Below are 14,282 nucleotides of genomic sequence, written 5' to 3' on the forward strand. Positions count from 1 at the left end.
CCTCAGTCGATCTCCATCTCCAGCTTGCGCCCGTAGACGCTGACGCTGGCCGTCTTCAGCGCTTTCATCATCACCTTCGCCGCCGGCGACGGCAGCCGGTCGGTGCGCGTGATGATGCCGAAGGCGTCCATGTGGCAGGGCATGTCCAGAGGCAGCAGCGACACGATGCCGTGCGACGCGTAGTAGCGCGCCACGTCGGTCGCCAGCACCGCCACCATGTCGCTCTGCTGCAGCATGCGCGTGATGAAGAGCAGGGCCGAGCTCTCGATGGTGTTGGTCGGCGGCGCGAGGCCTTCCTCCTGGAACATCAGCTCGAAGCGGTGGCGCAGCACGCTGCCCGCGGGCGGCACGATCCAGCCGGCGCCCACCACGTCGCGCAGCGTGAGGCCGCTCACGCCCAGCAGCGGATGGCCGGGGCGCACCAGCGCGCACACGGGCTCCTCGCTCAGCGCCTCGTAGCGCAGCTGCGACTTGTCGTGCTCGGCGAACAGCCGCGCCACGAGGATGTCGAGCTTGCCCTGCTCCAGCCGCTCGATCAGCACGGGGCTGGTCTCGATTTCCAGCGACACGCGCAGGTCGGGGTGCTCGCGCTTCACCATCGCCACCGCGGGCGGCATCAGCGTGAGGCCGGGCGCGGTGATGGCGCCCACGCTCACCTGGCCGAAGCGCCCGGCCTTCAGCGCGGTGAGTTCGTCGTGCGCCTGGTTCAGGCTCGCGAGCGCGACGCGGGCGTGGCGGATCATGGTCTCGCCGTACCAGGTCGGGCGCATGCCGCGTGGCAGGCGCTCGAACAGCGGCACCTCCAGCACGTCTTCCAGGTCCTTCAGCAGCTTGGAGGCGGCCGGCTGCGTCATGTTGAGCACCTGCGCCGCGCGGTGGATGTTGCCTTCCTCGGACAGCGCCACGAGCAGCAGCAGCTGGCGGGTCTTGAGGCGGGCGCGGATGAACCAGTGGTTGTAGTTGGTCATGTCTCCGGGCTTTAAACAAAGGACTGATCGGGTTTTCCAGAATCCGGCGATCGATATGCATTTTGCTTAAAAAACGATTGGATTGATATCAAATCTGTTCCTAGACTGCGGGCACTCCAAGAACAACAGAGACAAGGTCCACGCCCCGGTGATCCATGGCGAGCTCCATCAGAACGTGCGGCAGTACATCAACGGCCGCTGGGAAACCAGCGCGACCACCGGTGTGAGCGCCAATCCCTCGGACACCAGCGAAGTGGTGGCCGAGTACGCACGTGCCGATCGCCGTCAGGCCGAGGCCGCCATCCGCGCCGCCACCGAGGCATTTCCGCACTGGAGCCACAGCACGCCGCAGCGCCGCGCCGACGTGCTCGACCGCATCGGCACCGAACTGCTCTCGCGCAAGGACGACCTCGGCATGCTGCTGGCGCGCGAGGAAGGCAAGACGCTGGCCGAGGCGGTGGCCGAAGTGGCCCGCGCGGGCCAGATCTTCAAGTTCTTCGCCGGTGAAGCATTGCGCGGCGGCGGTGGCGAGAACGTGGCCTCGGTGCGCGCGGGCGTGCAGGTCGACGTCACGCGCGAGCCGGTCGGCGTGGTGGGGCTCATCACGCCGTGGAACTCGCCCTTCGTCGTGCCCGCATGGAAGATCGCGCCCGCGCTGGCCCACGGCAACAGCGTGGTGTTCAAGCCGGCCGAGCTGGTGTCGGCCTGCGGGTGGGCGCTGGCCGAGATCATCAGCCGCGCCGCGTTGCCGGCCGGCGCCTTCAACCTCGTGATGGGCAGCGGCCGCGAGGTGGGGCAGGCGCTGGTCGACAGCCCGCTGGTCGATGCACTGAGCTTCACCGGCTCCATGGGCAACGGCGAGCGCATCCTGCAGGCGGCGGCCGCGCGGCGCGCCAAGGTGCAGCTCGAGACGGGCGGCAAGAACGCACTGGTGGTGCTGGCCGATGCCGACCTCGACCGCGCCGTCGACTGCGCGGTGCAGGGCGCGTATTTCTCCGCCGGCCAGCGCTGCACCGCGTCGAGCCGGCTCATCGTCGAATCGACGGTGCACGACGCCTTCGTGGCGAAGCTGCGCCAGCGCCTGAAGACACTGAAGATCGGCCACGCGCTGGAGCGCGGCGTCGACATCGGCCCGGTGGTCGATGAAGAGCGCCTCGCGCAGGATCTCGCCTGGGTCGACGTGGCGCGCGATGAGGGCGCCGAGCACGTGTGGGGCGGCGAGGCGCTGGAGCGCGCCACCACCGGCCACTACATCAGCCCCGCGCTGTTCCTCGCCAAGCCCTCGCACCGCATCGCGCGCGAGGAAATCTTCGGGCCGCTGGCCTGCGTGCTGCGCGCCGACGACTACGACGAGGCGCTGGCGCTGTGCAACGACACGCCCTTCGGCCTGTGCGCGGGCATCTGCACCAATTCGCTGAAGCACGCGATGCATTTCAGGCGCCATGCCGTGGTCGGCATGACGATGGTCAATCTGCCGACCGCGGGGGTGGACTTCCACGTGCCCTTCGGCGGCCGCAAGGGGTCGGGCTACGGGCCGCGCGAACAAGGGCGCCACGCCGCGGAGTTCTACACGACGGTGAAGACCGGCTACATGCTGGCCTGAACCGGACGGGCTTTCGTTTCATCACTCACGCCAACAGCCAACCAGCCAACCGGCATTCCTCGAATCATCAAGAAGGAGACATCCCATGACCATGAATCGCCGCACCCTCAACACCGCCCTGGCCGCCGCCGCGCTCGGCGGGCTCCTGCCTGCTTCCGTGCTCGCGCAGAAGAAGCTCGTGCTCGGCTTCGCGCAGGTGGGCGCGGAGAGCGAATGGCGCACCGCGAACACCGAGTCGATCAAGTCTTCCGCCAAGGAGGCTGGCATCGAGCTGAAGTTCTCCGACGCGCAGCAGAAGCAGGAGAACCAGATCAAGGCCATCCGCTCGTACATCGCGCAGAAGGTGGACGTGATCGCTTTCTCGCCCGTGGTCGAGTCGGGCTGGGAGACCGTGCTGCGCGAGGCCAAGGCCGCCAAGATCCCGGTTGTGCTGACGGACCGCTCCGTCAACACCAAGGACGACTCGCTCTATGTGACCTTCATGGGCTCCGACTTCACCGAGGAAGGCCGCAAGGCCGGCCGCTGGCTGGTCGAGAAGATGAAGGACCAGAAGGGCGAGGTGAACATCGTCGAGCTGCAGGGCACCGTGGGCTCGGCCCCGGCCATCGACCGCAAGAAAGGCTTCGAGGAAATCATCAAGGCCGACCCGAAGTTCAAGATCATCCGCTCGCAGACCGGCGACTTCACGCGCGCCAAGGGCAAGGAAGTGATGGAAGCCTTCCTGAAGGCCGACGGCAAGAAGATCAATGTGCTCTACGCGCACAACGACGACATGGCCATCGGCGCGATCCAGGCCATCGAGGAAGCGGGCCTGAAGCCGGCGAAGGACATCGTGATCATCTCCATCGACGGGGTGAAGGGCGCCTTCGAGGCAATGATCGCCGGCAAGCTCAACGTATCGGTCGAGTGCAGCCCGCTGCTCGGGCCCCAGCTGATGCAGGCCGTGAAGGACATCAAGGACGGCAAGACGCTGCCCAAGCGCATCGTGACCGTGGAGAGCATCTTCCCGATGGAAGTCGCCGCCAAGGAATTCCCCAATCGCAAATATTGAGTACTCCCCCAGGCTTCGCGCACTTCGTGTCGCTTCGCCAACCCCCTCGCCGGGGGCAACACCAGCGGCCCGGCAAAGCCGGTTCCGCGGTGTTCCCTGAAAGACCTGCCCTTATTGAAAGACGGAGTTCCTAGCACCATGAAACGCAATTTCCTCAAGGCCTCGCTCGCGGGCATCGCACTGGCCATCGTCGGCTTCTCGCCGCTGGCCAACGCGCAGGACAAGGGCCTGATCGCCATCTCCATGCCCACCAAGTCGTCGGCGCGCTGGATCGCCGACGGCGCCAACATGGTCAAGTACTTCAAGGACAAGGGCTACAAGACCGACCTGCAGTACGCGGACGACGACATCCCGAACCAGCTCGCGCAGATCGAGAACATGGTGACCAAGGGCTCCAAGGTGCTGGTCATCGCGGCCATCGACGGCACCACGCTGTCCGACGTGCTGCAGAAGGCTGCCGACAAGGGCGTGAAGGTCATCGCGTACGACCGCCTCATCAAGGGCTCGAAGAACGTCGACTACTACGCCACCTTCGACAACTTCCAGGTCGGCGTGCTGCAGGCGCAGTCCATCGAATCTGCGCTGGGGTTGAAGAGCGGCAAGGGTCCGTTCAACATCGAACTCTTCGGCGGCTCGCCCGACGACAACAACGCCTTCTTCTTCTACAACGGCGCGATGTCGGTGCTCGACCCCTACATCAAGAGCGGCAAGCTGGTGGTGCGCAGCAAGCAGATGGGCATGGACAAGGTCGGCACGCTGCGCTGGGACGGTGCGGTGGCGCAGGCGCGCATGGACAACCTGCTGTCGGCCTTCTACACCAAGGACCGCGTCGACGCGGTGCTGTCGCCGTACGACGGCCTCTCCATCGGCATCCTCTCGTCGCTCAAGGGCGTGGGCTACGGCTCGGGCTCGCAGCCGATGCCGGTGGTGTCGGGGCAGGACGCGGAGATTCCGTCGGTGAAGTCGATCCTGCGCAAGGAGCAGAGCTCCACCGTGTTCAAGGACACGCGTGAGCTGGCCAAGGTGACGGTGTCCATGGTGGACGCGATGCTCTCGGGCAAGACGCCCGAAGTGAACGACACCAAGACCTACAACAACGGCATCAAGGTCGTGCCTTCGTACCTGCTCAAGCCGGTGAGCGTGGACGCGTCGAACTGGAAGACGGTGCTGGTCGACAGCGGCTACTACAAGGAAAGCCAGATCAAGTGAGCGTCGACGGTCGCACTGCCGATGCCGCCATCCTCGAGATGCGCGGCATCACCAAGACGTTTCCCGGCGTGAAGGCGCTGAGCAACGTCAACCTCAGCGTGCGCGCGGGGGAGATCCACGCGGTGGTCGGCGAGAACGGCGCGGGCAAGTCGACGCTCATGAAAGTGCTGAGCGGCGTCTACCCGTGCGACTCGTACACCGGCGAGATCTTCTTCGAGGGCGAGGAGCGCCGCTTCAGGGGCATCGCCGACAGCGAGAAGCTCGGCATCATCATCATCCACCAAGAGCTGGCGCTGGTGCCGCTGCTGTCCATTGCGGAGAACATCTTCCTGGGCAACGAGATCGCCAGCGGCGGCGTGATCGACTGGTTCGCCGCCTATGCAAGGACGCGCGAGCTGCTCGCCAAGGTGGGCCTGAAGGAGCCGCCCACCACGCTGGTGACCGACCTGGGCGTGGGCAAGCAGCAGCTGGTGGAAATAGCGAAGGCGCTGGCCAAGGAGGTGAAGCTGCTGATCCTCGACGAGCCCACCGCCAGCCTCAACGAGAACGACAGCGACGCGCTGCTGATGCTGCTGCTGGAACTCAAGCGCCAGGGCATCGCGTCGATCCTCATTTCGCACAAGCTCAACGAGATCGCGAAGGTGGCCGACTCCATCACCGTGCTGCGCGATGGCGCGACGGTGGAGACCATGGATTGCCGCGGCCAGCCCATCAGCGAAGACCGCATCATCCGCGGCATGGTCGGGCGCGACATGGCGCACCGCTATCCGCAGCGCGACCCGAAGATCGGCGAGACCGTGTTCGAGGTGCGCGACTGGCGCGTGCACCATGCGCTGCACGCCGACCGGGAGCAGATCAAGGGCGTGAGCCTGAACGTTCGCCAGGGCGAGATCGTCGGCATCGCCGGCCTCATGGGCGCGGGCCGCACCGAGCTGGCCATGAGCGTCTTCGGCCGCTCCTACGGCCAGCGCATCAGCGGCTCGGTGTTCATGCATGGCAAGCAGGTGGACGTGAGCACGGTGCGCAAGGCCATCGACCACGGCATTGCCTACGTCACCGAAGACCGCAAGGGCCTCGGGCTGGTGCTCGAGGAAGACATCCGCAAGAACATCAGCCTCGCGAACCTGGATGCGATTGCCGACAGGTCGGTGATCGACAACGGGCGCGAGTTCAAGGTGGCCAACGAGTACCGCAAGGCGCTCAACATCCGCTGCTCGGGCATCGAGCAGCTGGTGGTCAACCTTTCCGGCGGAAACCAGCAGAAGGTGGTGCTGAGCAAGTGGCTCTTCACCAAGCCCGAACTGCTGATCCTCGACGAGCCCACGCGCGGCATCGACGTGGGTGCCAAGTACGAGATCTACACCATCATCGACAGGCTTGCGAGCGAGGGCAAGGGCATTCTCATGATTTCTTCCGAACTGCCGGAGCTGCTCGGCATGTGCGACCGCATCTACGTGATGAACGAGGGGCGCTTCGTCGCCGAGTTTCCGGCTGCGCAAGCTTCGCAGGAGCGCATCATGCACGCCATCGTGAGTTCGGGGAGTTCCGTTCATGTCGCAGCCTGAAGTCAACGCGGTGAAAGCCGCCGTTCCCGCGGCGGAGGGCGCATCGGCGAAGCTGCATGCCGGCTTCTTGAAGAACAACCTGCGCGAATACGGCATGCTGATCTCGCTGGTCGCGATCATGGTGCTGTTCCAGGTGCTGACCGACGGCACGCTGCTGCGGCCGCTGAACCTGACCAACCTGCTGCTGCAGAACAGCTACGTGGTCATCATGGCGCTCGGCATGCTGCTGGTGATCGTGGCGGGGCACATCGACCTGTCGGTGGGCTCGGTGTGCGGCTTCATCGGCGCGCTGGCTGCGGTGCTGATGGTGGAGTACGACTGGCACTTCGTGCCGACGGCCATCGTGAGCATCCTCGCGGGCGCGGTCATCGGTGCGGCGCAGGGCTGGTTCGTGGCGTTCCGCAAGATCCCTTCGTTCATCGTCACACTCGCGGGCATGCTGGTCTTCAAGGGCCTCACGTTGGCGCTGCTGGCGGGGCAGTCGGTGGGGCCGTTCCCGGTGGAGTTCCAGCGGCTGAGCTCGGGCTTCATTCCCGATCCGCTGGGCGGCGACACGCTGCGCACTACCTCGCTGATCGTCGGCGTGCTGGCTGCAGCAGCGCTGGTGTTCTTCAAGATGCGCGGGCGTGCCAGGCTGGCGGCGCACGGCATGGAGCAGGAGCCGTACGCCTTCTTCCTGGTGAAGAACCTGTTCTTCGCGGCCATCATCCTGTTCTTCAGCTACCTGCTGTCGACCTACAAGGGCCTGCCCAACGTGCTGATCGTGATGGCGGTGCTGATCGTGGTGTACGACTTCGTCACCAACCGCACCACCGTCGGCCGGCGCATCTACGCGCTGGGCGGCAACGAAAAGGCGGCGCGTCTCTCGGGCGTGAAGACGCAGCGGCTGGCCTTCCTCACCTTCGTGAACATGGGCGCGCTGGCGGCGCTGGCGGGCCTGGTGTTCGCGGCGCGGCTCAACACGGCAACGCCCAAGGCCGGCCTGGGCTTCGAGCTCGACGTGATCGCGGCCTGCTTCATCGGCGGCGCATCGGCCTCGGGCGGCGTGGGCAAGGTGATGGGCGCGGTGATCGGCGCCTTCATCATGGGCGTGATGAACAACGGCATGTCGATCCTCGGCATTGGCATCGACTACCAGCAGGTCATCAAGGGGCTTGTGCTGCTGGCGGCGGTGTTCATCGACGTCTACAACAAGAACAAGTAACGGGCAGCCGCACATGGCAGAAGACGGAAGCACCGCCGCCCCCGTACTCCAGCTCAGGGGCATCCACAAGCAGTTCGGCGGCATTCCGGTGCTGCGCGACGTGCGGCTCGACCTGCATCCGGGCGAGATCCACGCGCTCATGGGGCAGAACGGCGCCGGCAAGTCGACGCTGATCAAGGTGCTGACAGGCGTGCTGCCGTCCAGCGGCGGCGAGATGCTGCTCGAAGGCCGGCCGATCCGCCCGCACTCGCCGCTGGAGGCGCAAAAGCTGGGCATCAGCACGGTCTACCAGGAAGTGAACCTGTGCCCGAACCTTTCGGTGGCGGAGAACGTGTTCGCCGGGCGCTATCCGCGCAAGGGCGCGGCGCAGGGCTTTCGCATCGACTGGGCGGCGGTGAACCGCCGCGCCGAGGAGCTGCTGGCGCGCATCGGCCTCGACATCGATGTGACGCGGCTGCTGTCGGGCTACTCGGTGGCGGTGCAGCAGATGGTGGCCATCGCGCGTGCGCTGGGCGTTTCGTCGAAGGTGCTGATCCTCGACGAGCCGACTTCCAGCCTCGACGACGACGAGGTGGAGAAGCTGTTCGAGGTGCTGCGCAGGTTGCGCGGCGAGGGGCTGGCCATCGTCTTTGTGACGCACTTCCTCAACCAGATGTATGCGGTGTCGGACCGCATCACCGTGCTGCGCAACGGTGCGTGGATCGGCGAGTGGCGCGCGGCAGATCTTGGGCCGCAGGCGCTGATCGCCGCGATGCTGGGCCGCGAGCTGGCGGCGCAGTCCGCGCGGCCGGCAGCATTGCCCGAGTTCGACGAGGCCGCGCCCGCGCTGCTGCAGATCGAAGGGCTGGGGCAGGCGGGCCAGCTGCAGGCGACCGACCTGCGCGTGCGCGCGGGCGAGGTCGTCGGCATCGCGGGGCTGCTCGGCGCGGGCCGCACGGAACTCGCGCGGCTGCTGTTCGGGCTGGAGACGCCGGATCGCGGCGTGCTCAAGGTCGACGGCCGCAGTGTCTCTTTCTCGAACCCGGCCGATGCGATCCGCGAAGGCCTGGCGCTGTGCCCCGAGGAGCGCAAGACGGACGGCATCGTCGCCGAGCTGTCGGTGCGCGAGAACATCGCGCTGGCGCTGCAGGCGCGGCTGGGCACCAGGCGCTTTCTCTCGCATGCCGAGCAGACGGCGATGGCGGAGAAGTTCGTCGCGTCGCTGGGCATCAAGACCGCGAGCGTCGAGACACCCATCGGCCTGCTGTCGGGCGGCAACCAGCAGAAGGCCATGATCGCGCGCTGGCTCGCGACCGAGCCGCGCCTGCTGATCCTCGACGAGCCCACGCGCGGCATCGACGTGGCGGCCAAGCAGGAGATCATGGAAGAGATCCTGCGACTCGCGAAGGCCGGCATGGCGGTGATCTTCATCTCCTCGGAGATGAGCGAGGTGGTGCGCGTGGCGCACCGCATCGTGGTGCTGCGCGACAGGAAGAAGGTGGGCGAGCTGCCGGGCGGCTCGACCGAGGACGAGGTCTGCGAAATGATCGCCGCGGCATGACGAACCCGAAGAAGAACCTTTTCTCGGCGGCGATGCATCACCGCCTCGCCTGGCCCATCGTCACGCTGGTGCTGCTGCTGGCGGTGAACACCGTGTTCAACGCCAGCTTCCTGCACCTCGAATGGCGCGACGGCCATCTCTACGGCAGCCTCGTCGACATCCTGAATCGCGCGGCGCCGCTGGTGCTGGTGTCGCTGGGCATGACGCTGGTGATCGCCACGCGCGGCATCGACATCTCGGTGGGCGCGGTGGTGGCCATCGCGGCGGCGCTGGCGGCCTGGATGATCGGCGGCTCGGTGTCCAGCGACACGAGCCGCTTTCCGATGCCGCTCGCGATCCTTGCGGCCGTCGGCATCGCGCTGGTGTGCGGGCTGTGGAACGGGCTGCTGGTGGCGAAGGTGGGCATGCAGCCGATCATCGCGACGCTGATCCTGATGGTGGCGGGGCGCGGCATCGCGCAGCTGATCGCCGACGGGCAGATCATCACCATCTACTACAAGCCCTTCTTCTTCCTGGGCAGCGGCTACCTGCTGGGGCTGCCGTTCTCGCTGTTCATCGTGGCGGCGGTGTTCGCGCTGCTTTACCTGGCGATCACGCGCACGGCGCTGGGGCTGTTCATCCAGGCGGTGGGCATCAATCCGACGGCGGCGCGCGTGGCGGGCGTGCAGGCGCGGCGGCTGATCGTCGGCGCATATGCGTTCTGCGGCGCCTGCGCGGGCGTGGCGGGGCTTCTGATCAGCTCCAACGTGAAGAGCGCGGACGGCAACAACGCGGGCCAGCTCATCGAGCTCGACGCGATCCTGGCGGTGACGCTGGGCGGCACCGCGCTCACAGGCGGACGCTTCAGCCTCGTGGGCAGCGTGATCGGCGCGCTGATCATCCAGACGCTGACCTATGCGATCTACTCGCTGGGCGTGCCGCCCGAGATCAACCTCGTGGTGAAGGCGGGCGTGGTGTTCGTGGTGATGCTGCTGCAGTCGCCGGAATTCAGGTCGCAGGTGCGAACGCTGGTTCAGCGGCCGGTGCATGAAGGAGCGCGGCCATGAGCGCGGTGATCGAGACCGCCGCCTCGCCCAAGCCTGCGTCCGTGCGTACGAACGGCAGGAGCAACGGAAGACTCAACCCGAAGTACCTCCCGCTGGTCGCGACCATCTCGCTCTTCGTGCTGGTGGCCACGCTGGGTTCGGTCTTCTACGACGGCTTCTTCTCGGCGCAGGTGTTCCTCAACCTGCTGATCGACAACGCCTTCCTCATCGTCGTCGCGGTGGGCATGACCTTCGTGATTCTTTCCGGCGGCATCGACCTGTCGGTGGGCTCGGTGATCGCGCTCACCACGATGGTGTCGGCCTCGCTGGTCGAGAAGCACGGCTGGAGCCCCGGCATCGTGATTCCGCTGGTGCTCGCGATGGGCACGGCATTCGGTGCGTTCATGGGCGTGCTCATCGAGCGCTTCAGGCTGCAGCCCTTCATCGTCACGCTGGCGGGCATGTTCCTGGCGCGTGGGCTTTGCTACCTGATCAGCATCGACTCGATCAGCATCACCAACGAGTTCTACTCGGAGGTCTCGCAGATCCGCATCCCGGTGTGGGGCGAGGCCTCGGTGTCGATCAGCGCGGTGATCGCCATCGTGGTGCTGCTGGCGGCGATCTTCATCGCGCACTGCACTTCCTTCGGCCGCGCGGTGTACGCCATCGGCGGCAGCGAGCAGTCGGCGATCCTGATGGGCCTGCCGGTGCGCCGCACGCTCATCGGCGTGTACACGCTCTCGGGCTTCTGCTCGGCGCTGGCGGGCGTGATCTTCACCTTCTACATGCTCTCGGGCTACGGCCTGCACGCGATGGGGCTGGAGCTCGACGCCATCGCAGCGGTGGTGATCGGCGGCACGCTGCTCACCGGCGGCGTGGGCTACGTGGCGGGCACGCTCTTCGGCGTGCTGATGCTCGGGATCATCCAGACGCTCATTTCCTTCGACGGCACGCTGAGCTCGTGGTGGACGCGCATCGTCGTGGGCGCTCTGCTCTTCGTGTTCTGCCTGCTGCAGCGCTTCTTCACCTCGCGCGCACCACGGCGCTGAGTGCTTTCAATCTCTTTCCCTCAGGACAATTCGCATGCCGGACACCCCTCCGAAGAAACTGCGCTCGACCGAATGGTTCGGGTCGGCCGACAAGAACGGCTTCATGTACCGAAGCTGGATGAAGAACCAGGGCATTCCCGATCACGAGTTCGATGGCCGGCCGATCATCGGCATCTGCAACACCTGGTCTGAGCTCACGCCGTGCAACGCGCACTTCCGCAAGATCGCCGAGCACGTGAAGCGCGGCATCTCGGAGGCGGGCGGCTTTCCGGTGGAGTTTCCGGTGTTCTCGAACGGCGAATCGAACCTGCGGCCCACCGCGATGCTCACGCGCAACCTCGCGAGCATGGACGTGGAAGAAGCGATCCGCGGCAATCCGGTCGACGCGGTGGTGCTGCTCACGGGCTGCGACAAGACCACGCCCGCGCTGCTGATGGGTGCGGCGAGCTGCGACATACCGGCCATCGTGGTCACGGGCGGGCCGATGCTCAACGGCAAGCTCGAAGGCAAGAACATCGGCTCGGGCACGGCCGTGTGGCAGCTGCACGAATCGCTGAAGGCGGGCGAGATCAACCTGCACCAGTTCCTTTCGGCCGAAGGCGGTATGTCGCGCTCGGCAGGCACCTGCAACACCATGGGCACGGCCTCGACCATGGCCTGCATGGCCGAGGCGCTGGGCACCTCGCTGCCGCACAACGCGGCGATTCCGGCGGTCGATGCGCGGCGCTATGTGCTCGCGCAGATGTCGGGCATGCGCGCGGTGGAGATGGCGAAGGAAGGGCTCACGCTGTCGAAGATCCTCACGCGCGAGGCTTTCGAGAACGCGATCCGCGTGAACGCGGCCATCGGCGGATCGACCAACGCCGTGATCCACCTGAAGGCGATCGCGGGGCGCATCGGCGTCGAGCTGGAGCTGGAAGACTGGACGCGCATCGGCAGCCACACGCCGACCATCGTCGACCTGATGCCCTCGGGGCGCTTCCTGATGGAGGAGTTCTATTACGCGGGCGGCCTGCCGGCGGTGCTGCGCCGGCTCGGCGAGGCCAAGCTGCTGCCGTACCCCGGCGCGCTGACGGTGAACGGCCATTCGCTCTGGGACAACGTGCGCGATGCGCCCAGCCTCGACGACGAGGTCATCCGCCCGCTGGACAAGCCGCTCATTGCCGACGGCGGCATCCGCATCCTGCGCGGCAACCTGTCGCCGCGCGGCGCGGTGCTCAAGCCCTCGGCCGCGTCGCCGGAGCTGCTGAAGCATCGCGGCAAGGCGGTGGTGTTCGAGAACCTGGAGCACTACAAGGAGCGCATCGTCGACGAAAACCTTGAAGTCGATGCCAGCTCCATCCTCGTGATGAAGAACTGCGGCCCCAAGGGCTACCCCGGCATGGCCGAGGTCGGCAACATGGGGCTGCCGCCGAAGCTGCTGCGCCAGGGCATCAAGGACATGGTGCGCATCTCGGATGCGCGCATGAGCGGCACGGCGTACGGCACGGTGGTGCTGCACGTTGCGCCCGAAGCTGCGGACGGCGGGCCGCTCGCGGCGGTGCGCGACGGTGACTGGATCGAGCTCGACTGCGATGCGGGGCGCCTGCATCTGGACATCAGCGACGAGGAGCTTGCTTCTCGGCTGGCTTCGCTCACCGCATCCGACAAGCAGCCGATGAGCACGCGCGGCGGCGGCTACCAGAAGCTCTACGTCAACCACGTGCTGCAGGCCGACGAAGGCTGCGACTTCGACTTCCTGGTCGGCTGCCGTGGCGCGGCCGTTCCCCGCCACTCACACTGAATCACATCAAGACACCATGACCCCCAGATACCGCGGCATCTTCCCGGTGGTGCCCACCACCTTCACCGAACAGGGCGCGCTCGATCTCGAGAGCCAGAAGCGCTGCGTCGATTTCATGATCGACGCGGGCTCGGACGGCCTGTGCATCCTGGCCAACTTCTCGGAGCAGTTCGTGCTGTCCGACGAGGAGCGCGAGTTGCTCACGCGAACCATCCTCGAACACGTGAAGGGCCGCGTGCCTGTGATCGTGACCACCACGCACTACAGCACCAAGGTGTGTGCCGAGCGCAGCCGCCGTGCGCAGGACATGGGCGCGGCGATGCTGATGGTGATGCCGCCGTACCACGGCGCGACTTTTCGCGTGCCGGAGCCGCAGATCTTCGAGTTCTATGCGCGGCTGTCGGACGCGGTGGGCATTCCCATCATGATCCAGGACGCGCCGGCCAGCGGCACTGTGCTGTCGGCACCGTTCCTCGCGCGCATGGCGAAGGAGATCGAGCAGGTGGCGTATTTCAAGATCGAGACGGCCGGTGCGGCCTCGAAGCTGCGCGAGCTGATCCGCCTTGGCGGCGACGCCATCGAGGGCCCGTGGGACGGCGAGGAAGCCATCACGCTGATGCCCGACCTCGACGCCGGCGCGACCGGGTCGATGACGGGAGGCGGGTATCCGGACGGCATCCGCCCGATCATCGAGGCGCACCGCTCGGGCGGCCGCGAGAAGGCTTTCGCGCTCTACCAGCAGTGGCTGCCGCTCATCAACTACGAGAACCGGCAGGCGGGCCTGCTGGCGTGCAAGTCGCTGATGAAGGAGGGCGGCGTGATCGCCTGCGAGGCGCCGCGCCACCCCTTGCCGGCCATGCACCCCGACACGCGTGCCGGCCTGATCGAAACCGCGAAGCGGCTCGATCCGATGGTGCTGCGTTGGGGGAGGTAGGGAGAGAAGAGAGGGAGAGAAAGACGCTGGAGAAGCCGGGGCCGGTCAGGCCTTGGCTTCGGGAGCGCTCTTTTCGAGTTCGCTGACCTGCAGCGACAGATCGAACAGCTTGGACTTGCTGGCGTAGTAGCGGTCGAGGCGCCACTCCTTCAGGATGTCCATGGCGAGCTGGAAGCTCTTGTAGTCGAGCTCGTAGAGGGTAATGAGTTCGAAGCTGCGTTCGGACTCCAGAGCCAACACGAGCTGGGCCAGGATTTTGGCCGATTCGTTGGCCGGGTCCGTTTCGATGAATCGGCGAGCGACCTTGATGGCATTCATGAGAAAGGGTTCCTCGGTGGGCAGGGACCGGGA

At 66.3% G+C, this 14,282-nt stretch carries 12 protein-coding genes; 10 read left to right on the forward strand and 2 right to left on the reverse strand.

Going from position 1 to position 14,282, the window contains the following annotated elements:
- Positions 1-2 precede the first annotated feature (2 nt).
- Positions 3-968 (reverse strand): LysR family transcriptional regulator, encoded by a 966-nt coding sequence (locus SFB74_RS05965; protein WP_432729847.1) that lies wholly within the window; start codon positions 966-968, stop codon positions 3-5.
- 148 nt (positions 969-1,116) lie between these two features.
- Between SFB74_RS05965 and SFB74_RS05970 the strand changes: the two genes are divergently transcribed.
- From SFB74_RS05970 to SFB74_RS06015, 10 genes are all read left to right on the forward strand, one after another.
- A complete protein-coding gene (locus tag SFB74_RS05970; RefSeq protein ID WP_432729848.1) occupies positions 1,117-2,571 on the forward strand; it encodes an aldehyde dehydrogenase family protein in 1,455 nt (484 codons plus the stop codon).
- Between the two features lie 85 nt (positions 2,572-2,656).
- Positions 2,657-3,622: an ABC transporter substrate-binding protein gene (locus SFB74_RS05975; protein ID WP_432729849.1), complete on the forward strand. Its 966-nt coding sequence runs from the start codon at positions 2,657-2,659 to the stop codon at positions 3,620-3,622.
- 138 nt (positions 3,623-3,760) lie between these two features.
- A complete protein-coding gene (chvE, locus tag SFB74_RS05980; RefSeq protein WP_432729850.1) occupies positions 3,761-4,831 on the forward strand; it encodes a multiple monosaccharide ABC transporter substrate-binding protein in 1,071 nt (356 codons plus the stop codon).
- Between the two features lie 38 nt (positions 4,832-4,869).
- Positions 4,870-6,396 (forward strand): multiple monosaccharide ABC transporter ATP-binding protein, encoded by a 1,527-nt coding sequence (gene mmsA, locus SFB74_RS05985; protein ID WP_432731884.1) that lies wholly within the window; start codon positions 4,870-4,872, stop codon positions 6,394-6,396.
- Entirely contained in the window at positions 6,383-7,600 is a 1,218-nt protein-coding gene (gene mmsB / locus SFB74_RS05990) for a multiple monosaccharide ABC transporter permease (RefSeq protein WP_432729852.1), read from the forward strand. The genes mmsA and mmsB overlap by 14 nt, the downstream gene beginning before the upstream one ends.
- Positions 7,601-7,613: 13 nt before the next feature.
- The gene (locus SFB74_RS05995) at positions 7,614-9,140 is read left to right on the forward strand and encodes a sugar ABC transporter ATP-binding protein (protein ID WP_432729853.1); all 1,527 of its coding nucleotides are present in this window, start codon (positions 7,614-7,616) and stop codon (positions 9,138-9,140) included.
- Positions 9,137-10,186, forward strand: coding sequence for an ABC transporter permease (locus SFB74_RS06000; RefSeq protein WP_432729854.1), 1,050 nt, complete (start codon positions 9,137-9,139; stop codon positions 10,184-10,186). The genes SFB74_RS05995 and SFB74_RS06000 overlap by 4 nt, the downstream gene beginning before the upstream one ends.
- Positions 10,183-11,214 (forward strand): galactofuranose ABC transporter, permease protein YjfF, encoded by a 1,032-nt coding sequence (gene yjfF / locus SFB74_RS06005; RefSeq protein ID WP_432729855.1) that lies wholly within the window; start codon positions 10,183-10,185, stop codon positions 11,212-11,214. The genes SFB74_RS06000 and yjfF overlap by 4 nt, the downstream gene beginning before the upstream one ends.
- A 34-nt stretch (positions 11,215-11,248) precedes the next feature.
- Positions 11,249-12,997: an IlvD/Edd family dehydratase gene (locus tag SFB74_RS06010; RefSeq protein ID WP_432729856.1), complete on the forward strand. Its 1,749-nt coding sequence runs from the start codon at positions 11,249-11,251 to the stop codon at positions 12,995-12,997.
- Positions 12,998-13,013: 16 nt separating this feature from the next.
- A complete protein-coding gene (locus tag SFB74_RS06015; protein ID WP_432729857.1) occupies positions 13,014-13,931 on the forward strand; it encodes a dihydrodipicolinate synthase family protein in 918 nt (305 codons plus the stop codon).
- 45 nt (positions 13,932-13,976) lie between these two features.
- Here SFB74_RS06015 and SFB74_RS06020 read toward each other — a convergent pair whose 3' ends face one another.
- Positions 13,977-14,249, reverse strand: coding sequence for a hypothetical protein (locus tag SFB74_RS06020; protein WP_432729858.1), 273 nt, complete (start codon positions 14,247-14,249; stop codon positions 13,977-13,979).
- Between the last annotated feature and the right edge of the window lie 33 nt (positions 14,250-14,282).

The organism is Variovorax xiamenensis (assembly GCF_050916385.1).
Classification (GTDB): domain Bacteria; phylum Pseudomonadota; class Gammaproteobacteria; order Burkholderiales; family Burkholderiaceae_C; genus Variovorax.